Source organism: Streptomyces sp. CBMA29, assembly GCF_014596445.1.
Classification (GTDB): Bacteria; Actinomycetota; Actinomycetes; order Streptomycetales; family Streptomycetaceae; genus Actinacidiphila.
Window position 1 is genome coordinate 1 of record NZ_MECL01000155.1, and the last position, 19764, is coordinate 19764.

At 70.2% G+C, this 19764-nt stretch carries 17 protein-coding genes, 1 rRNA gene and 1 riboswitch; of the genes, 14 read left to right on the top strand and 4 right to left on the bottom strand.

Annotation, left to right across the window (positions count from 1 at the left end; translation table 11 throughout):
* Positions 1-3 precede the first annotated feature (3 nt).
* The 11 genes from rrf to BGM09_RS20670 all read left to right on the top strand — a co-directional run bounded on the left by rrf (position 4) and on the right by BGM09_RS20670 (position 10210).
* Positions 4-120, top strand: a 5S ribosomal RNA gene (rrf, locus tag BGM09_RS20620).
* Between the two features lie 115 nt (positions 121-235).
* On the top strand, positions 236-844 hold the full coding sequence (locus BGM09_RS20625; RefSeq protein WP_188283135.1) for a CDP-alcohol phosphatidyltransferase family protein: 609 nt from the start codon (positions 236-238) through the stop codon (positions 842-844).
* Positions 845-866: 22 nt separating this feature from the next.
* Entirely contained in the window at positions 867-3362 is a 2496-nt protein-coding gene (locus tag BGM09_RS20630; RefSeq protein ID WP_188283136.1) for a mannose-1-phosphate guanyltransferase, read from the top strand.
* A gap of 63 nt (positions 3363-3425) precedes the next feature.
* Positions 3426-4367 carry a DUF881 domain-containing protein gene (locus BGM09_RS20635; protein ID WP_188283137.1) on the top strand — a complete coding sequence of 314 codons (942 nt, stop codon included), beginning with the start codon at positions 3426-3428 and terminating at the stop codon, positions 4365-4367.
* Entirely contained in the window at positions 4364-4696 is a 333-nt protein-coding gene (locus BGM09_RS20640; RefSeq protein WP_033175851.1) for a small basic family protein, read from the top strand. The genes BGM09_RS20635 and BGM09_RS20640 overlap by 4 nt, the downstream gene beginning before the upstream one ends.
* Before the next feature lie 7 nt (positions 4697-4703).
* Positions 4704-5531 carry a DUF881 domain-containing protein gene (locus tag BGM09_RS20645; protein WP_188283138.1) on the top strand — a complete coding sequence of 276 codons (828 nt, stop codon included), beginning with the start codon at positions 4704-4706 and terminating at the stop codon, positions 5529-5531.
* A 358-nt stretch (positions 5532-5889) separates the two neighbouring features.
* On the top strand, positions 5890-6423 hold the full coding sequence (locus tag BGM09_RS38935) for an FHA domain-containing protein (RefSeq protein WP_317452800.1): 534 nt from the start codon (positions 5890-5892) through the stop codon (positions 6421-6423).
* A gap of 56 nt (positions 6424-6479) precedes the next feature.
* Entirely contained in the window at positions 6480-7214 is a 735-nt protein-coding gene (locus BGM09_RS20655) for a MerR family transcriptional regulator (RefSeq protein WP_188283139.1), read from the top strand.
* A 178-nt stretch (positions 7215-7392) separates the two neighbouring features.
* Positions 7393-7866, top strand: a complete 474-nt coding sequence (locus BGM09_RS20660; RefSeq protein WP_031518684.1) for a bifunctional nuclease family protein — start codon at positions 7393-7395, stop codon at positions 7864-7866.
* A 223-nt stretch (positions 7867-8089) separates the two neighbouring features.
* Positions 8090-8638: a MerR family transcriptional regulator gene (locus BGM09_RS20665; protein WP_411158343.1), complete on the top strand. Its 549-nt coding sequence runs from the start codon at positions 8090-8092 to the stop codon at positions 8636-8638.
* An 81-nt stretch (positions 8639-8719) separates the two neighbouring features.
* Positions 8720-10210: a DNA polymerase IV gene (locus BGM09_RS20670; protein ID WP_188283141.1), complete on the top strand. Its 1491-nt coding sequence runs from the start codon at positions 8720-8722 to the stop codon at positions 10208-10210.
* Here BGM09_RS20670 and BGM09_RS20675 read toward each other — a convergent pair.
* Positions 10126-10503 carry a PRC-barrel domain-containing protein gene (locus tag BGM09_RS20675; RefSeq protein ID WP_188283142.1) on the bottom strand — a complete coding sequence of 126 codons (378 nt, stop codon included), beginning with the start codon at positions 10501-10503 and terminating at the stop codon, positions 10126-10128. The two genes, BGM09_RS20670 and BGM09_RS20675, sit on opposite strands and share 85 nt — an antisense overlap.
* A gap of 158 nt (positions 10504-10661) precedes the next feature.
* Positions 10662-10757, top strand: a riboswitch (glycine riboswitch).
* A 185-nt stretch (positions 10758-10942) separates the two neighbouring features.
* Here BGM09_RS20675 and gcvP point away from each other — a divergent pair.
* Positions 10943-13837, top strand: coding sequence for an aminomethyl-transferring glycine dehydrogenase (gene gcvP / locus BGM09_RS20680; RefSeq protein ID WP_188283143.1), 2895 nt, complete (start codon positions 10943-10945; stop codon positions 13835-13837).
* Positions 13838-13998: 161 nt separating this feature from the next.
* Here gcvP and BGM09_RS20685 read toward each other — a convergent pair whose 3' ends face one another.
* Both BGM09_RS20685 and BGM09_RS20690 read right to left on the bottom strand, forming a co-directional pair.
* Positions 13999-14205, bottom strand: coding sequence for a DUF5999 family protein (locus tag BGM09_RS20685; RefSeq protein ID WP_188283144.1), 207 nt, complete (start codon positions 14203-14205; stop codon positions 13999-14001).
* Positions 14206-14459: 254 nt separating this feature from the next.
* Entirely contained in the window at positions 14460-15056 is a 597-nt protein-coding gene (locus tag BGM09_RS20690) for a hypothetical protein (protein WP_188283145.1), read from the bottom strand.
* 457 nt (positions 15057-15513) lie between these two features.
* On the opposite strand from BGM09_RS20690, the gene BGM09_RS20695 reads away from it, so the two are divergent.
* Positions 15514-17004, top strand: coding sequence for a glutamate--cysteine ligase (locus BGM09_RS20695; RefSeq protein WP_188283146.1), 1491 nt, complete (start codon positions 15514-15516; stop codon positions 17002-17004).
* 45 nt (positions 17005-17049) lie between these two features.
* Here BGM09_RS20695 and BGM09_RS20700 read toward each other — a convergent pair whose 3' ends face one another.
* Positions 17050-18846 (bottom strand): substrate-binding and VWA domain-containing protein, encoded by a 1797-nt coding sequence (locus tag BGM09_RS20700; RefSeq protein WP_188283147.1) that lies wholly within the window; start codon positions 18844-18846, stop codon positions 17050-17052.
* 118 nt (positions 18847-18964) lie between these two features.
* Between BGM09_RS20700 and BGM09_RS20705 the strand changes: the two genes are divergently transcribed.
* Complete coding sequence (locus BGM09_RS20705) at positions 18965-19750, top strand: type II CAAX endopeptidase family protein (protein WP_317452801.1); 786 nt, start codon at positions 18965-18967, stop codon at positions 19748-19750.
* Positions 19751-19764 lie beyond the last annotated feature (14 nt).

The window sequence follows — 19764 nt, forward strand, 5'->3', positions numbered from 1 at the left end:
TGTTTCGGTGGTCATAGCGTTAGGGAAACGCCCGGTTACATTCCGAACCCGGAAGCTAAGCCTTTCAGCGCCGATGGTACTGCAGGGGGGACCCTGTGGGAGAGTAGGACACCGCCGAACAATCTTTATGGAAGAGGCCCGGCCTCGGATCTTAGGATCCGGGGGCCGGGCCTCTTTTGCGTCTGCGGTAGAGTCTGGCCGGAAACGTCAGGACATACATACAGGAGGGGCCCCGGTGGAGGTCCAGGAGACAAGGGTGCAAACGGATCGGATCTTCACGATCCCCAACATCCTGAGTATGGCCCGCCTGGTGGGCGTACCCGTGTTCCTGTGGCTGATTCTGTGGCCCGAGTTCGGTGGTCCGAAGGCTGACGGCTGGGCGCTGCTCGTACTCGCCCTGAGCGGCATCAGTGACTATCTGGACGGCAAGCTGGCCCGGCGGTGGAATCAGGTCAGCAGTCTCGGCCGGGTTCTCGATCCCGCGGCCGACCGGCTGTTTGTACTGTCCACGCTGGTAGGTCTCACATGCCGCGACATCCTCCCACTGTGGGTAACGGTCCTGCTGCTTGCCCGTGAGGCCGTGATGGCGGTGATGCTGCTGATTCTGCGGAGGCACGGGTACGGACCTCCCCAGGTGAACTTCATCGGGAAAGCGGCTACCTTCAACCTCATGTACGCCTTTCCGCTGCTCCTCCTGAGCGACGGAAGCGGATGGCTTGCGACACTGGCGTCTATTTTCGGCTGGGCGTTCGCAGGTTGGGGTACAACCCTGTACTGGTGGGCAGGGATCCTCTATGTGGTGCAGGTCCGCCGACTTGTGCGGGCGGACACCACGGCTGACTGAGTCACGAGGAGGACGTTCCGACATGAAGGCGGTTGTCATGGCCGGCGGTGAAGGCACTCGCCTTCGCCCAATGACCTCGAGCATGCCCAAACCTCTGCTGCCAGTGGTGAATCGCCCGATCATGCAGCATGTTCTGACACTGCTCAAGCGGCATGGACTCACTGAGACGGTGGTGACTGTCCAGTTCCTTGCCTCCCTGGTGAAGAATTATTTCGGGGACGGCGAAGAATTTGGAATGGAGCTCACCTACGCCAACGAGGAGAAGCCGCTGGGGACGGCCGGAAGCGTCAAGAACGCCGAAGAGGCGTTGAAGGACGACTCTTTCCTCGTGATCTCCGGTGATGCCCTGACGGACTTCGATCTCACCGAGCTGATCGAATTCCACAAGGAGAAGGGAGCCATGGTCACGGTCTGTCTGACCCGGGTCCCCAATCCCCTCGAATTCGGTATCACCATCGTCGACGACGAAGGCAAGGTGGAACGCTTCCTGGAGAAGCCCACCTGGGGCCAGGTGTTCTCCGACACGGTGAACACCGGCATTTACGTGATGGAACCCGAGGTCTTCGACTACGTCCAGGCCGACGTGTCCGTCGACTGGTCGGGCGATGTCTTCCCGCAGCTCATGAAGGAAGGCAAGCCCGTCTACGGCTTCATCGCCGAGGGCTACTGGGAGGACGTCGGCACCCACGAGAGCTACGTGAAGGCCCAGGCCGACGTGCTCGAGGGCAAAGTCGACGTCGACGTCGACGGCTTCGAGATCTCCCCTGGCGTGTGGGTCGCGGAAGGCGCGGAGGTGCACCACGACGCCATCCTTCGCGGCCCGCTCTTCATCGGTGACTACGCCAAGGTCGAGGCGGGCGCCGAGATTCGCGAGCACAGCGTCATCGGCTCCAACGTGGTGGTGAAAACAGGCGCGTTCCTACACAAGGCCGTCATCCACGACAATGTCTACATCGGTCAGCAGACCAATCTGCGCGGTTGCGTCATCGGCAAGAACACCGATGTGATGCGGGCCGCGCGGATCGACGACGGCGCGGTCATCGGCGACGAGTGCCTGATCGGCGAGGAATCGAACATCGCCGGCAACGTACGCGTCTATCCGTTCAAGACGATCGAGGCCGGCGCCTTCGTCAACACCTCGGTCATCTGGGAGTCGCGCGGGCAGGCGCATCTGTTCGGCGCCCGCGGGGTGTCCGGCATTCTGAACGTCGAGATCACCCCCGAGCTGGCCGTACGGCTGGCGGGCGCGTACGCGACCACGTTGAAGAAGGGCGCGACGGTCACCACCGCGCGTGACCACTCACGTGGCGCGCGTGCGCTCAAGCGGGCGGTGATCTCCGCGCTCCAGACCAGCGCGATCGACGTGCGCGACCTGGAGAACGTGCCGATGCCCGTGGCGCGGCAGCAGACCGCCCGCGGCAGCGCGGGCGGCATCATGATCCGGACCTCACCGGGTCGGCCGGACTCGCTGGACATCATGTTCTTCGACGAGCGGGGCGCGGACCTGTCCGCGGCCGGGCAGCGGAAGCTGGACCGGGTCTTCGCCCGTCAGGAGTACCGCAGGGCGTTCCCCGGCGAGATCGGAGACCTGCGGTTCCCCGCCACGGTCTTCGACTCCTACACCGGCGCGCTGCTGCGGGCCGTCGACATCTCCGGGATCGCAGACGCCGGTCTGAAGGTCGTGGTCGACGCGGCCAACGGCAGTGCCGGGCTCGTGCTGCCCAGCCTCCTCGGACGGCTCGGCGTGGACGCGCTCACCGTCAACCCCGGTCTGGACGAGGCCCGTCCGACCGAGACGACCGAGAGCCGGCGGGCCGGACTCGTACGCCTCGGTGAGATCGTTGCCTCGGCGCGGGCCGCCTTCGGCGTGCGCTTCGACCCGGTCGGCGAGCGGCTGTCACTGGTCGACGAGCGGGGCCGGATCATCGAGGACGACCGGGCGCTGCTGGTCATGCTCGACCTCGTCGCGGCCGAGCGCCGCAGCGGCCGGGTGGCACTGCCGGTGACCACGACGCGGATCGGGGAGCAGGTCGCCGCCTACCACGGCACCCAGGTCGAGTGGACGACGACGTCGCCAGACGACCTGACCAGGGTCGGCAGGGCCGAGGGCACCATCTTCGGCGGTGACGGGCGCGGCGGCTTCATCATTCCGGAGTTCAGCAGCGTCTTCGACGGATCGGCCGCCTTCGTGCGGCTGATCGGACTGGTGGCGCGTACGCAGCTCACGCTCAGCCAGATCGACGCCCGTATCCCGCGCGCTCATGTCATCAAGCGGGACGTGCCGACACCGTGGGCCGTCAAGGGTTCCGTGATGCGGCGCGTGGTGGAGTCGGCGGGCGACCGCTCGGTGGACACCACCGACGGCGTGCGCGTGGTCGAGGCGGACGGACGCTGGGTGATGGTGCTGCCCGACCCGGCGGAGGCCGTCACGCATCTGTGGGCCGAAGGGCCCGACGACACGTCCGCGCAGGCACTGCTCGACGAGTGGGCGGAGGTCGTGGAGAGCGCCGGGCGCTGATCCTTCGGCCGAACGGCGCGCCGCGAGGGGGCCATTCGAGTGTGGCGGCCCCGACGTGCGACGATGTGCGGCATGCCGCAGCAGCAACCCGATCGGAGCAGCCCCGTCCCCGGGGCTGCCCGGCGGCGTCCTGATGCCTCGATGTCGTTGCTCACCAACGTCATGGAGCACAGTCTCGACGACGGGTACGCGGAGGCCGCGGCGCGCCGCGGCGAGGTCGGCACCTCCAGGCTGCCCAAGCGGCTGAGCGGAAAGCTGGGCCTGGCCGCGGGTCTCGTACTCGCCGCCATCGTGGTCACGGTGGGCGCGGCCCAGACGCGGGTTGCCGCGCCCACGGAGGCCAAGGAGCGGCAGAAGCTGATCGACCAGGTGAAGACCGAGACCGACAGCGCCGACAAGCTCCAGAGCAGTGTGGACAGCCTGCGCGACACCGTCGCCGCCGAGCAGCGGGCCGCGCTGGAGGACCACGGCGGCGACAGCAGCGCGCTGGTCGAGCTGCTGTCGGGCGCGACCGCGGTGGACGGTCCCGGCGTCAAGCTGGTCGTGGACGACGCCAAGGAGGCGTCAGAAGGCGGCACAGGCGGCCCGCGGGAGAGCAGCGGCTTCTCCGACACCGGCAGGGTCCGCGACCGCGACATGCAGCGCGTGGTGAACGGGCTGTGGTCCTCGGGAGCCGAGGCGATCACCGTCAACGGCCAACGGCTCACCGCACTGTCCGCCATCCGGGCCGCCGGTGACGCCATACTGGTCGACAACAAGCCGCTGGCGCCGCCGTACACGGTGCTGGCGATCGGGGACGGGGAGCGGTTGAGCGCGGCATTCCAGGACAGTGCGGACGGTCAGTACCTGCATGTCCTGGAGCAGAACTACGGCATCCGCGCGAGCGTCTCCGTCCAGGGCAAGCTGCACCTGGCCGCCGCGCCCAGCCTGATCGTGCGGTATGCCAAGCCGGTCCCCGGCCGGCAGAAAGCCGACTCCGCCACAACAGGGAAGGGTTCGAAGTGATCGCCGTACTGGGCCTCGTCGTGGGAGTCGTGGTCGGGCTCGTGGTCCGTCCCGTGGTGCCGACCGGGGTCGAGCCGTATCTGCCGATCGCCGTCGTCGCCGCTCTCGACGCGGTCTTCGGCGGCCTGCGGGCGATGCTTGACGGGATCTTCGACGACAAGGTCTTCGTGGTCTCCTTCCTGTCCAACGTGGTGGTGGCGGCGCTGATCGTCTTCCTCGGGGACAAGCTCGGGGTGGGCGCGCAGCTCTCCACCGGCGTCGTGGTCGTCCTCGGTATCCGGATCTTCTCCAACGCGGCGGCCATCCGCCGCCACGTCTTCCGGGCGTGACGACGGTATGAGCGACGAGCACAACGAGTCCGCGGACGACGGGCAGGAGCCCGAGCCGCACGCCCCGGCCCACGCCGCGCACGCCCATGAGCCGGAGCACGCCGCTCCGCCGGTCACCGGGCGGCAGCGGCTGATCGCCGGGCTGTGGCCGCCGCGGCTGTCACGCGCCCAGCTCACCGTGGCAGTCCTGCTGTTCGTCCTCGGCCTCGGGCTGGCGATCCAGGTCAGCTCCACGAGCGACAGCGGCGGCGCGCTGCGCGGCGCGCGCAAGGAGGACCTGGTCCGCATCCTGACCGAGCTGGACAACCGCACCCAGCGGCTCGAGGACGAGAAGCGGGGTCTGGAGAGCCAGCGGTCGGAGCTGGAGACCAGCTCCAACCAGGCCGCGGAGGCGCTCAAGCAGACCCAGGCCAAGGCGCAGCAGCTCGGCATCCTGGCGGGCACGGTGGCCGCCCAGGGACCGGGTATCACGCTGACGATCACCGACCCCAAGGGCGGTGTCCAGGCAGACTCGCTCCTGGACACCCTCCAGGAACTCCGGGCGGCCGGTGCGGAGGCGATCCAGATCAACGACGTACGGGTCGTCGCCGACACGTACTTCACGGAGGGTACGGACGGTGTGCTCATCGACGGACACAAAGTGTCCCAGCCGTACGAGTTCAAGGTGATCGGAAATCCGCAGGATCTGGAGCCCGCGCTCAACATCCCGGGCGGGGTCGTGCAGACGCTGGAGAAGGAGCAGGCCACGGCCGATGTCGTCAGGTCGCAGAAGATCGTTGTGTCCGCCTTGCGGCCGTCGAAGCAGCCTGACTACGCTCGGTCGTCGTCCCAGTGAGACGGGGGGTCGGGGCATCTGTGGGGTGCTGTGTGGTGGAAACTGTGTGTAGCGAGGGTTCGTCCTGCCCCACGGGCGGGTCTGTTTCTTTCAAGGGGAATCGCCCGTGAAGTTGTTTGGGAAGTTTTTCGGCAAGAGCGCGCGGCAGTCGGGTGACCCGGCGACGGCGCGTCACCGTGCTCCGCGGAACACCGGGGAGGAGAGCCAGTCAGGCGACCGCCCGCTGTTCCGGCACGAGGACCAGCAAGGCGGCGGCGAATTTTCCGGTGGCCCCGGCGTGGCGCCTGTTGACCCTGCCTCGTCCCCCCGCATAGGTTTCGGGGAACCATCAACCTCAACCCCGGGTGGAGGGTTCGGCTTGCCGGTTTGTACGAGGTGCGGGCACACGAACGCGGAGGCGAGCCGCTTCTGCAACAACTGCGGTGCGCCGCTGCGCGGTTCAGGCGCCGGGCAGGAACGCGCGTCCGAGACCACCTCCACGATCTCCATCTCGGGCCTGGAGGCGTACGAGGCGGAGGTCACCGGCCAGCATGTGACGCCGTCGCTCTCCTCCGAGGCGCAGTCGGCCGTGGACGCTCTGCCGATGGGCTCCGCGCTGCTGATCGTGCGACGGGGGCCGAATTCGGGAAGCCGCTTCCTGCTGGACGGTGAGCTGACCACGGCCGGCCGCCACCCGCAGAGCGACATCTTCCTGGACGACGTCACCGTCTCCCGTCGCCATGTGGAGTTCCGCCGCGGCCCGGACGGCGGCTTCACCGTCTCCGACGTCGGCAGCCTCAACGGCACGTACGTCAACCGGGAGCGGATCGACGCGGTGCCGCTGGCCAACGGTGACGAGGTCCAGATCGGCAAGTACAGGTTGGTCTTCTACGCGAGCCAGCGGGGGATCTAGCAGCGGGGATCTAAGGGGCCCCGGACCCGGTCCGGGGGACCCCAGGGAAGGTGTTCATGCCGAGAACGCAGGGCGGTGCCGGAGACGGCACCGCCACCGCCGACAGCGCGCTGTTGAGCATCGGCGCCGTCCTGGGGCAGCTCCAGGACGAGTTCCCCGAGGTCACCATCTCCAAGATCCGTTTCCTGGAGGCCGAGGGCCTGGTCGAGCCGCAGCGCACCCCGTCCGGATACCGCAAGTTCGCGGCCCGTGACGTCGAGCGGCTCGCCTACATCCTGCGCGTGCAGCGTGACCACTACCTGCCGCTGCGGGTGATCAGGGAACACCTGGACGCGCTCGACCGCGGCGAGCACGTGGCGCTGCCGGGTCCCGCGGAGTCCAGGGAGGCCCAGGAGGCCGCCATCGAGCCCCAGGCGCCCGCGGAGCTGCGGATCGGCCGTACGGAGCTGCTGGCCGCCACCGGGGCAGACGGCGAGGAACTGGACCAGTGGGAGTCCTACGGCCTGGTCGAGGCGGGCCGGGACGGCGGGTACGACGCCGACACGGTGAACATCGGACGGCTCATCGTCGATCTCGGCCGTTTCGGGCTCGAACCGCGCCATTTGCGGGCGGTGAAGGCCGCGGCCGACCGGGAGGCGGGTCTGGTGGAGCAGGTCGTGGCACCGCTGCGGCGGCATCGCAATCCGCAGACGCGCACCCACGCCGAGGTCACCGCGCGCGAGCTGGCCGCCCTCTCCGTTCGGCTGCACGCGGCCATGGTGCAGTCCGCGCTGCGGGTCAAGCTCCGCTGAGCGGTTTTTTGGCTTTTCCCACGCCCGGTAAAGGCGCCGGTACCGGGCGGGTACGGGCTTTCACCGGTCTTCTGCCGGGCCGGTGCCGACTTTTTGCCGGGCTTCACGAAGCCGCCGAAGTCCGGCCCAGGGGGTGCCCGACTACCCAAACCCGGCAGGCACGTCCTAGGGTTGCTGTGTGAACGAGCTCGACGTTGTGGGTGTCCGGGTCGAAATGCCCTCCAATCAACCGATCGTGCTCCTGCGTGAAGTGGGAGGCGACCGGTACCTGCCCATCTGGATCGGGCCGGGAGAGGCGACGGCCATCGCTTTCGCGCAGCAGGGCATGACGCCTGCGCGACCGCTCACGCATGACCTCTTCAAGGACGTACTCGAAGCGGTCGGACAGACGCTGACCGAGGTCCGTATCACCGACCTGCGCGAAGGCGTCTTCTACGCCGAGCTGGTGTTCGCCAGCGGCGTGGAGGTCAGTGCCCGCCCGTCCGACGCCATAGCCCTCGCGCTGCGCACCGGGACGCCGATCTACGGCAGTGACGGGGTGCTCGACGACGCCGGGATCGCGATCCCGGACGAGCAGGAGGACGAGGTGGAGAAGTTCCGCGAGTTCCTCGACCAGATCTCGCCCGAGGACTTCGGCACGAGCAACCAGTGAGCCGTTCCCGGTACGGGGACACGCCAAACCACTCGTGGGGTGAATATCACTCGGCGTGCCGAGTGTGGCGATCGTTGACGCACCCCTGGCGACTGCCTACCTTCGGAGAGGAAAGTCCCGATGGCACGTGCACGCGGCCCCGGGACGCGAAGGGACGGAGGGCGGCGTGAGAAGCACCGGCGACGGTCTGGCGACCGGCGGCCCGTATCCGACCCAGGGGGCACTGGCCCGCGCCACCGCTGACGCGGGCGGCGGCGGGGCGGCACAGGACGTAGCACCCGAGCAGATCGGCTACCGCGGGCCCACCGCGTGCGCCGCGACCGGCATCACCTACCGCCAGCTCGACTACTGGGCCCGTACCGGCCTGGTCGAGCCCAGCGTCCGCCCCGCCTACGGCTCGGGCACGCAGCGGCTCTACAGCTTCCGGGACGTCGTCGTCCTGAAGATAGTGAAGCGGCTCCTGGACACCGGCGTCTCGCTCCAGAACATCCGGACGGCGGTACGGCACCTGCGCTCCGTCGGGCCGACGGAGCTGGCAAGGATGACGCTGATGAGCGACGGTGCCACGGTCTACGAGTGCACCTCGCCCGACGAGGTGGTGGATCTGCTCCAGGGGGGTCAGGGGGTCTTCGGCATCGCCGTGGGCGTGGTCTGGCGGGACGTGGAGAGTTCGCTGTCCCAGATGCACGGTGAGCGGGTGGACACCGGCGAGACCCTGGTCGGCGACAATCCGTCCGACGAGCTGGCGAGACGGCGCAATCGGGCGGTCTGAGCGGCCGCCGGTCCAAGAGCGCGCCGCCGTGCCGTACACGTGTACGGCGATTGTCGGTGCCGTGCGGCACGATCGGTACTTGTGAGAAGTGCGCCGACGATCCTGCATCTGGACATGGACGCGTTCTTCGCCGCGGTCGAACAGGCGTCGAAGCCGAGCCTGCGGGGCAAGCCGGTGGTGGTCGGCGGCCTCGGCCCCCGCGGCGTCGTATCGACCGCGTCCTATGAGGCGCGCGTCCACGGCGTCCACTCCGCGATGGCGATGGCCCACGCCCGCCGCCTCAGCCCCAACGCCGCCTATCTCGTACCGCGCTTCGGCATCTACCGGCAGATCAGCGAGGCCGTGATGGCGCTGCTGCACGAGGTGTCACCCCTGATAGAGCCGCTGAGCCTGGACGAGGCGTTCGTGGACCTGGAGGCGGGCGGGCACGGGGCGGACCCGCGGGCGGTCGCCCGGCGGCTGCGCGCCGAGATCCGGGCCGGCACCGGGCTCACCGCCTCGGTGGGGCTCGCCGGGTCGAAGCTGCTGGCGAAGATCGCCTCCGAGCAGGCCAAGCCGGACGGCCTGGTCGTCGTCGAGCCCGGCACCGAGCGCGCGCTGCTCGAACCGATGCCGGTACGCACCCTGCCCGGCGTCGGGCCCGCCACCGCCGAGCATCTGCGGCGCGTGGGCATCACCACCGTCGGCGAGATCGTGCACGCGGGGGAGCCGGAGCTGGTCCGGCTGCTCGGCAAGGCGCACGGCACGGGCCTGCACTCGATGGCCGCCGGCTTCGACAACCGCCCCGTGGTCGCCGACCGCGACGTCAAGTCCATCTCCGTCGAGGACACCTTCGACGCCGACCTCACCGACCGCGCCCATCTGCGGTACGAGATCGACCGGCTCGCCGAGCGCTGCGTGCAGCGGCTGCGCGGCGCGGGCCGCTCCGGGCGGACGGTGGTCGTCAAGGTCCGCAGATACGACTTCTCGACCCTCACCCGCTCCGAGACGCTGCGGGCGCCGACCGACGACCCGGGACTCGTACGGGAGACCGCCAGGCGGCTGATGGAGGCCGTCGACACCACCGGCGGTGTGCGGCTGCTCGGGGTGGGCGTCGCCGGGCTCGCCGACTTCACGCAGGAGGATCTGTTCGCGCACGCGACGGGCGAGGGCGAGGAGGACGGACACGCACCCGAGGAGCTGCCCTCGGCGCCGCCGCCCGCACCGGAGCGGGCCAGGCTCTGGTGGCCTGGCCAGGACGTGGAGCACGAGACGTACGGCTCCGGATGGGTGCAGGGCAGCGGGGTCGGACGGGTCACCGTGCGCTTCGAGGTGCCCTCGGACACCGTGCCCGGCCGGGTACGGACCTTCGCTGTGGACGACCCGGCGCTCGCGCACCGCGATCCGCTGCCGCTCGGCCCGGCGGACGCGGCGGGTGCAGGCCAGAGGAAGGAAAAGGGCCAGAAAAAGGGGGAGGGAAATGGGGAGGGAAAGGGGACGGAGGACGCTCAGTCCTCGCCCGCGAGCCGCCCGAAGTCCCGGTCGGGGGGCGGCGACGGCTCCGAGCCGGACGTCGGCACGTCCATCCCGTAGTGGTGGTACAGCTGCAACTCCTGCTCCGGCGACAGGTGGCGCCCCACGCCGAAGTCCGGCGCGTCCCTGATCAGCGCCTTCTTGTACGGCACCCGCAATTCGTCGTCCACCACTTCGCTGGGCTCCAGCGGTACGAACGCGTCGCGGGTGAACAGCCCGGTCCTGACGGCCGCCCACTCCGGTATGCCGGTCGCGTCGTCGAGGTACACCTCGTCCACAGTGCCGATCTTCGTACCGTCATGGTCGAAGACGCGGCGGCCGATCAGGCTGCGCGGATCGATGTCGGTCTGCACGGTCCCTCCAACCAATGACGAGCCAATGACGAGCCAATGACGAGCGATGTCTGGGTACAGCCAAAGGCACATCCTGGCCGGTGTCGACTCGGGCGGTGATCACCGCCCCCGCCCCCGCCGGGTCCCGCCGCCTCGCTGGTAGGCTGGTGATCGGCCGCAGACCCCGTGCGGGAGAGCCTCCGAGAGAGTGTCGGAGGCGCCGAAGGAGCAAATCCTCCCCGGAATCTCTCAGGCATCCGTACCGCATGGACGAGGTCACTCTGGAAAGCAGGGCACGCACCGGGAGCGGTTTCCCGGCACGGGCCCTCACCGACGGTGAAAGCCGCTCCCACGGGGGCGGTGAAGCTCTCAGGTTCTGATGACAGAGGGGGAGGCCGTACGGGTGTCCGCGCGTCGCGGCACCCCCCGAAGGTCGTGGCAGACCAGGAGGCCTCCGCAGATGACTTCCCGTCGCATTCCCCTCGCCGAGCTGGAAGCGGGCGTGCCGTTCGCCAGGCGCCACATCGGCCCCGACGCAGCGGCGCAGGCGAAGATGCTCGCCCAGGTCGGCTACGGCTCCCTGGACGAACTCACCGAAGCGGCCGTGCCCGACACCATCAGGAGCGCGCAGGCCCTGGCGCTGCCCGACGCCCGCACCGAGGCCGAGGCGCTGGCCGAGCTGCGGGCGCTGGCGGACCGCAACCAGGTGCTGGCCCCGATGATCGGCCTGGGCTACTACGGCACCTTCACCCCGCCCGTCATCCTGCGCAATGTGATGGAGAACCCGTCCTGGTACACGGCCTACACGCCGTACCAGCCGGAGATCTCGCAGGGCCGCCTGGAGGCGCTGCTCAACTTCCAGACCGTCGTCGCCGACCTCACCGGGCTGCCCACCTCAGGCGCCTCGCTGCTCGACGAGAGCACCGCGGCGGCCGAGGCGATGGCGCTGTCCCGCCGGGTCGGCAAGGTCAAGCAGGGCGTCTTCCTGGTCGACGCCGACACCTTCCCGCAGACCGTCGCGGTGATCCGGACCCGCGCGGAGCCGACCGGCGTCGAGGTCGTCGTCGCCGACCTGTCCGACGGCATCCCGGCGGAGATCGCCGATCGGGGCGTCTTCGGCATGCTGCTCCAGTACCCGGGCGCCTCGGGAGCCGTACGGGACCCGCGCCCGGTCATCGAGCGCGCGCACGAGCTGGGCGCGGTCGTCACCGTCGCCGCCGACCTGCTGGCGCTGACCCTGCTCACCTCGCCGGGCGAGCTGGGCGCGGACATCGCGGTGGGCACCACCCAGCGCTTCGGCGTCCCCATGGGCTTCGGCGGACCGCACGCCGGGTACATGGCCGTACGCGACTCCTACGCCCGCAACCTGCCGGGCCGCCTCGTCGGCGTCTCCGTGGACGCCGACGGCAACCGCGCCTACCGGCTGGCTCTCCAGACCCGCGAGCAGCACATCCGCCGCGAGAAGGCCACCAGCAACATCTGTACGGCGCAGGTCCTGCTCGCCGTGATGGCCGCGATGTACGCGGTCTACCACGGCCCCGACGGGCTCGCGCAGATTGCCGGCCGCACCCACCGCTACGCCGCGGTGCTCGCCGCGGGCCTGCGCGCGGGCGGCGTCGAGATCGTGCACGACGGCTACTTCGACACCCTCACCGCGCGGGTGCCGGGACGCGCCGCCGAGGTCGTGGCCGCCGCCCGTCAGGCCGGGGTCAACCTGCGGCTGACCGACGCCGACCTGGTCGGTATCGCCTGCGACGAGACTACCGACCGGGCCCGCGTCGCGGCCGTCCTCGACGCCTTCGGTGTCCAGGGGAGCGCCGCCGACCTCGACGCGCTGGACGCGGCCACCGAGGACGCGCTGCCCGCGGGACTGCTGCGCACCGACGCGTATCTGACCCACCCCGTCTTCCACCAGCACCGCAGCGAGACCGCGATGCTGCGCTATCTGCGGCGGCTGGCCGACCGCGACTACGCGCTGGACCGCGGGATGATCCCGCTGGGCTCCTGCACGATGAAGCTCAACGCGACCACGGAGATGGAGCCGGTCACCTGGCCCGAATTCGGCGCGCTGCACCCCTTCGCGCCGGTCGAGCAGGCCGAGGGCTACCTGGCGCTGATCCACGGCCTGGAGGACCAGCTCGCCGAGGTCACCGGCTACGAGAAGGTCAGCCTCCAGCCCAACGCGGGCTCTCAGGGCGAACTGGCCGGACTGCTCGCGGTCCGCGCCTACCACCGCGCCAACGGCGACACCGGCCGTACCGTCTGCCTGATCCCGTCCTCCGCGCACGGCACCAACGCCGCCAGCGCCGTGATGGCGGGCATGAAGGTCGTCGTGGTGAAGACCGGCGAGAACGGCGACGTGGACGTCACCGACCTGCACGCCAGGATCGAGCAGCACCGCGACCAGCTCGCCGTGCTGATGGTCACCTACCCGTCCACGCACGGCGTGTTCGAGGACAACATCACCGACATCTGCGCGGCCGTGCACGACGCGGGCGGCCAGGTGTACGTGGACGGCGCGAATCTCAACGCGCTGGTCGGTCTGGCCAGGCCCGGCCGGTTCGGGGCGGACGTCTCGCACCTGAACCTGCACAAGACCTTCTGCATCCCGCACGGCGGCGGCGGCCCCGGCGTCGGCCCGGTCGCGGTCCGCGCGCACCTGGCGCCGTACCTGCCGAACCACCCGCTCCAGCCCACCGCGGGACCGGCCACCGGCGTCGGCCCCGTCTCGGGCGCGCCGTGGGGCTCGGCGGGCATCCTGCCGATCTCCTGGACGTACGTACGGCTGATGGGCGCGGAAGGGCTCAAGCAGGCCACCCAGATGGCGGTACTGGGCGCGAATTACGTCGCCAAGCGGCTGGAGCCGCACTTCCCCGTGCTCTACACCGGCCCCGGCGGGCTGGTCGCGCACGAGTGCATCATCGACCTGCGGCCGCTGGCCAAGGAGACCGGCGTCAGCGTCGACGACATCGCCAAGCGGCTGATCGACTACGGCTTCCACGCGCCGACGATGTCCTTCCCGGTGGCGGGCACGCTGATGATCGAGCCGACCGAGAGCGAGGACCTGGCGGAGCTGGACCGTTTCTGCGATGCCATGATCGCGATCCGCGGCGAGATCGACCGGGTCGGCGCGGGCGACTGGCCGGCCGACGACAACCCGCTGCGCAACGCCCCGCACACCGCGGCGGCGCTGGGCGGCGACTGGGCGCACCCGTACAGCCGCGAGGAGGCGGTCTTCCCCGCCGGGGTCGTCGCGGCCGACAAGTACTGGCCGCCGGTACGGCGGATCGACGGAGCTTTCGGCGACCGCAATCTGGTCTGCTCCTGCCCGCCGCTGGACGCGTACGAGAGCTGACCGCGTTGGGCCGACCGGGTCGGGCGGTACGGGCCCGGCGGTCCCGCACGGCGGTGCCCCTACATGGCGAAGCCGGTTCCGCTGTCAGCAGTGGAACCGGCTCTGTGTGTGGAGCGGCGCGCGGTGCGGCGCGGTCTCGTGTGCGGGCGGCCCCGTACCGGTCAGGCCGCGGCGGTGATCTGTTCGGCGCCCAGGGGGCGGTGCGGCGCGATGATCTGCCCGTCGGGCAGCAGTTCGCCGGTGTCCTCGAAGAGGAGCACGCCGTTGCACAGCAGGCTCCAGCCCTGCTCCGGGTGGTGGGCCAGGGTGTGCGCGGCCTCACGGTCGGGGCACTCTGCGGTGGGGCACTGGGGCTTGTGCTGGCACATGGATGGTGTCTTTCGCTGCGAGAGGTGGCTGGTGCGGATGATTGGGCTGCCTGACTGGTTCATTTCCGTTCCCCCGTTGGTACGGCCGTTCCCAGTGTTGCTCTACTGACGTCGATCCGCAGGGATTTCACGCAGGCAATCCCTTGGAGGACAGGACGCGTCACTCCGCCGGACGGTTGCGAGGGCGGGACGCGACGGTGCCCCCGCCGGCCCAGTGGCTCGCGGGGGCACCGTCGAGAGGCGGCGACAGGCCGTCAGGCGGGCGACCCCAGCAGCGGCGGCGGCGCCATCCGTACCGAGAGCAGCGGCATCAGCTCCGCCAGCCGGTGCAGCCGGTGCGGGGCGATGCCGGGCGGCGCGGGGGCCAGCGGCACCAGGATGTCCGCGGGGGTGGGCTGGGCCGTCGAGGCGTCAGCGCGCGGGTCGCAGTGCAGCCACAGCGCCAGCATGTACAGGCTCGGCACGGACAGCAGATGCGGCTGGTAAGTGGCGGGCAGCGTGTCCCCCTGGCGCAGCGCCCGCTCGGTGGAGACCAGGAAGGGCCCCTCGGAGAAGCGCGAGAAGACCCAGCCGTCAGCCGTCGCCACGGTCTCGCCCGCCGCGACGGTGCCTTGCGGCCAGCCCCCGGCGAGGATGTGGAACCGCCAGCCGGTCAATCGTGCGCGAGGCAGGCCGCCGGGGACGTCGGCCGGTTCGAACACATGGACAGGGAGCGGGTGTTCGGCCGTGAGGGGCCCTTGGGCGTTCCGCAGCGCGGGCGTCCGGGCCTCCTGGACCGCGGTGGGAGAGCTGAGTGCGGCCAGGATGCTCCGCAGGGCGGGAGCAGGTGCTGGGGGGACAAGCAGCGGCATGGTGTCGCCTCTCACTGGGAGACAAACAGCGGTGCGGGGGCAGGGGTGCGGACGGCGCATGAGGGCGGAAAGGGGATCGGCTCAGGCGCGTCCGGCGAGGGCGGATGCTTTGCCTTGTTCGCGGAGTTTATACGACGTGTGTTCGCTCCGTGTTTCGTCTAGTCGCAGCCAGTATTACGCGCAAGGCGAGAAATCGCCTTCTTCTGTGATGGCCTACGAAGCATTCGTGCAGGGTGCGCGGTGTGCGCCGCATATTTCTGCCCGCTACGGACGGCTGGATCCCGCCGGTCGTATTCACGAAGTTTTTACGCCGCGCCGTGACCGTGGTATGTGCCAAGGGAACCCACTGTGTTAGCCGTTGTGCACAGCCTAGTGGCAGACGCGGGGCCGCCGTGGCGTTATCGATCATTTGGGTGGGCATCCTCCCGTGAGTATCCGCACGAGGAAGGACGCGTCGATGGGCGAGAAGGTCGTTGCCAACGGGTTCGACCTGGCCGACCGGAGGCTGTACCGGCGCAAGCTGCGGCAGTGTCTCGTGGGGCTGGAGCGGCTGTTGGACGAGAAGCGATTCGACCGGCCGCGCAATCTGATGGGTCTGGAGATCGAATTGAATCTCGCGGATTCCGACGGGCTGCCGCGCATGATGAACGAAGAGGTGCTTGAGCGCATCGCGAGCCGGGATTTCCAGACGGAGCTCGCGCAGTTCAATATTGAAGTAAACATCGCGCCGCACCGGCTTTCCGGCCGGGTCATGGACCGCCTCGCCGAGGAACTGCGGATCGGTCTCGGGTATGCCGACCGGATGGCCCGCGAGGTGGGCGCGCACATCGTGATGGTGGGAATTCTGCCCACCCTGGAGGCCCAGGACCTGGTCTCCGCCAACCTCTCCCGCGCCGACCGGTACACGCTGCTCAACGAGCGGATACTGGCGATGCGCGGTGAGGACATCACGCTCGACATCGAGGGCGCCGAACGCCTGCTCTACACCTCCGCGTCTATCGCGCCCGAGGCCGCCTGCACCTCCACCCAGATGCACCTCCAGGTCACCCCCGGCCGCTTCGCCGACGTGTGGAACGCGGCGCAGGTCGTGTCGGGACCGCAGGTCGCCGTCGGCGCCAACTCGCCGTTCCTCTTCGGCCGTGAGCTGTGGCGCGAGACCCGCGCGCCGCTCTTCCTCCAGGCCACCGACGTCCGCCCGGAGGAGCTGGTCGCCCAAGGAGTGCGGCCCATCACGTGGTTCGGCGAGCGCTGGATCGACTCCGCCGCCGACCTCTTCGCGGAGAACGTACGGTACTTCCCCTCGCTGCTGCCGATCTGCGACGAGGAGGACCCGTTGCGGGTGCTGGACGACGGGGGAGTGCCGCAGTTGCGCGAACTCACCCTGCACAACGGCACGGTCTACCGCTGGAACCGTCCCGTCTACCAGGTGGTCGACGGCGTCCCGCACCTGCGCGTGGAAAACCGGGTGATGCCCGCCGGTCCTACGGTGGCCGACGTCGTCGCCAACACCGCCTTCTACTACGGTCTGGTCCGCGCCCTGGCCGAGGCGTCCCGCCCGGTCTGGCACAAGCTGCCCTTCGCCGCCGCCGCGGCCAACTTCGAGGCGTCCTGCCGCGACGGCATCGGCGCGGTCCTCCAGTGGCCGCGTGGCCGCAACGGCGCCCTCGCGGAGATCCCCGCCACCGACCTGATCCTCGACGAACTGCTGCCGCTGGCCGCCGCGGGACTCGACGCGTGGGGCATCGAGGCCGTCGACCGCGACCACTACCTCGGCATCATCGAACAGCGCTGCCGCCGCCGTACCAACGGCGCCGAATGGCAGTCCGCGGTCTTCCACCGGATGCGGGACCGCGGCCTCGACCGGCGGCCCGCGCTCGCCGCGATGACCCAGCGGTACCGCGAACTCATGCTGGACGGCGAGCCGGTGCACTCCTGGCCGCTGGCGTGAGCCGTGGCGCGCGGGCCCGAGGCGTCGCGGGCCCGTACAGCGGCCTCAGGGCGCCTTCGCGGCGGCGTTGGTGGCCGCCGCCACGACGGCCTTCAGCAGGACCGCCTGGATCTCCGAGGGGTCGTTGACCTGATACGCGGCCCCGCCGGCGGCCTTCGCGATACGGTCGCAGGCCGCCTTGTCGGCGTTCGCGCCGACCGCGATGGCGATCAGCGGCACCGGCCGCGCCGGGTCGTCGAGCGCCTTCAGCTTCGATGTCAGGGCGTTGAGCGAGATGCTGCCCGGGTCCTCGTTGGCGCCGTCGGTGAGGATCACCACCGCGTTGAACTTGCCGGTCCCGTACGAGGACACGGCGCTTTGGTAGACCGCGAGCGCCGTGTCGTACAGGCCGGTCGAGCCGCCCGGCACCGGCTGGAGGTCACGGAAGGCGCTGTCGAGCCGCTGGCGGCGCGTGACGCCCTGGGCGACGGTGCCGCCGAGCGGGCCGGTGCGGACGACTTCCTGGTAGTCGCGCGAGCCGCTGAGCCGGGTGGAGAAGCGCCACAGCCCGATCTCGTCCTTCGGGGTGAACTGCGACAGCGCCTGCCGCAGCGACTCCTTGGTGATGTCGAGGCGCGACTTGCCGCCCGAGCCGGGGACGACATCGGCCATCGACCCGGACACGTCCACGACCGTGGTGATCCGCGCGCTCTGCACGGTGATCTGCCACATCAGCCGGAGCTTTTGGAGCTCGGGCGCGGAGGGTGAAGGCGCGGGCGTGGCCGACAGGGGCTGCGGAGACTGGCCGCCCGCGCGCCGTACGGTCTCCGTGACCGGATCGCCGCCGGGCGTACGGAAACCCGCGTCCGCGATCGTCCGCACGCCCTCGTCGTTGCCCAGCAGGGTCAGGAAGCGGTTGGCGGCCCGGCCCTGATCGGTGCTCAGATGCAGGTCGTCGACCATCGTGTACGGGTAGTCCAGGGTCGCCGCGCCGTCCGAGGGGTAGAACAGCCGCAGCGGCGGCGCGGAACCGCCGTTGTGCGCGAACGCCGCCTGCTCGGAAAGGATCAGCGCCTGGCTCCGCCCGGGGTCGGCCAGCTCCGCCGGCGTCGTGTCGCGCGGCAGCGTCGCGACCGCCTGCTCGTCGCTCGGCTCGGTGCGCTGCGCCAGGGCCTTCGCGGCAGCCGCCGACTCGGTGTCGGAGTCGGTCCCCTCGCTCCCGCCGGTCCGCGCGATCGACTCGTTGATCATCGCCAGCGCCAGCATGCCGGTGGAGTTGAGCGCCGGATCGGCCGTACCGAACCGCAGATCCGGCCTGCTGCCCGCCACCCCGGCCAACTCCGCCCATGTGTAGGTCTTGGACGGCCAGCCCAGCGTCTTGGCCTGCGGCTGGAGCGCGCCGACCACCACGGGGGACTCGGCGACCGACCGCAGCTTCGTCAGCGCCCTGGCGCTGCCGGTGGCGGACGTCTGGGCCACCCACAGGCTGTCGTCCGGCACCCACACCGCGAAGTCCGGCTTCTTGGTGTTGCCGACCAGTTCCGCGGCGACGTCGGCGGAGTTCCGCGCGGTCACCCGGACGTCCAGACAGCGGCCGTCGGTCGTGTCGTGCTCACGGCGCGCCCGGTCGGCGACGGCGGTCAGCGCGGGCGCGATGTCGGGCGAGGCGACCGCGCCGATCCGTACCGTGCCGCCGCGGCACGCGCCGCTCAGCGGCAGCAGCCCGCCGCGCAGCACCGCGAAGGTGCCCGCGCCCGCCGTGATCACCAGCGCGGTGGCCGCCGCCGTGGCACGGCGCCGGGTCCTGGCGGGCGGCGCTCCACCCGTCGGTTCCCGGCCATCGGATATGCGGTGACGGCCCATCGCTCCGCGCCTCTCCTGGGGTGGCTACGAACAGTAGACCCCGGCCTTCGTATCTTTGCCGGAGACCATAGCCATGCGCGGACGGCGCTGAAGCGGGATGACGTAAATGGAGGTCCGCGTGCACACAGGGTCATATGAGGTGGAGGCAGGGTTGCAGCGGCGGACGCTGCGCAGCGAGACTCTGATCGTCCTGGCGCTGTCGCTGGGCGCGAGCGGTGTTTCCGCGCTGATCGACTTCATCGGTTCCGTGACGAGGCCGGGCGCGCTCAAGGACCAGGCGGCCACCCTCGTCGGCTCGCAGGCACCGGGCCGGCCGTGGCTGGATCTGGCCTGGCAGGTCTTTTACATCGCCACGGCGCTCGCCCCGGTGGCGCTGGTCGCGCACCTGCTGGCCAGGGAGCGGGTCGGCATGCCCGTGATCGGCTTCGACCGCACCCGCCCGCGTCTCGATCTGGCCCGGGGCGCGGCCGTCGCGGCCGTCATCGGCGGCACCGGGCTCGCCTTCTACCTCGGGGTCAGGGCAGCGGGCTTCAACCTCACCGTCGTGCCCGAGTCGCTGCCCGACGTGTGGTGGAAGATCCCGGTCCTGATCGCCTCCGCCGTGCAGAACGCGGTCCTCGAAGAGGTGATCGTGGTCGGCTATCTGCTGCGCAGGCTCGGCCAGTTGGGCTGGAGCCCGGCCGCCGCGCTGGCCGCGAGCGCGCTGCTGCGCGGCTCGTACCACCTCTACCAGGGCGTCGGCGGCTTCGTCGGCAACATGGTGATGGGCGTCGTCTTCGTGCTGCTGTACCGGCGGTGGGGCCGGGTGGGGCCGCTGGTGGCGGCCCACTCCCTCATCGACACGGTGGCCTTCGTCGGCTACGCGCTGCTGGCTGGGAAGGTGGGGTGGCTGCCCACGGGGTGACGCGCGAGCCGAGC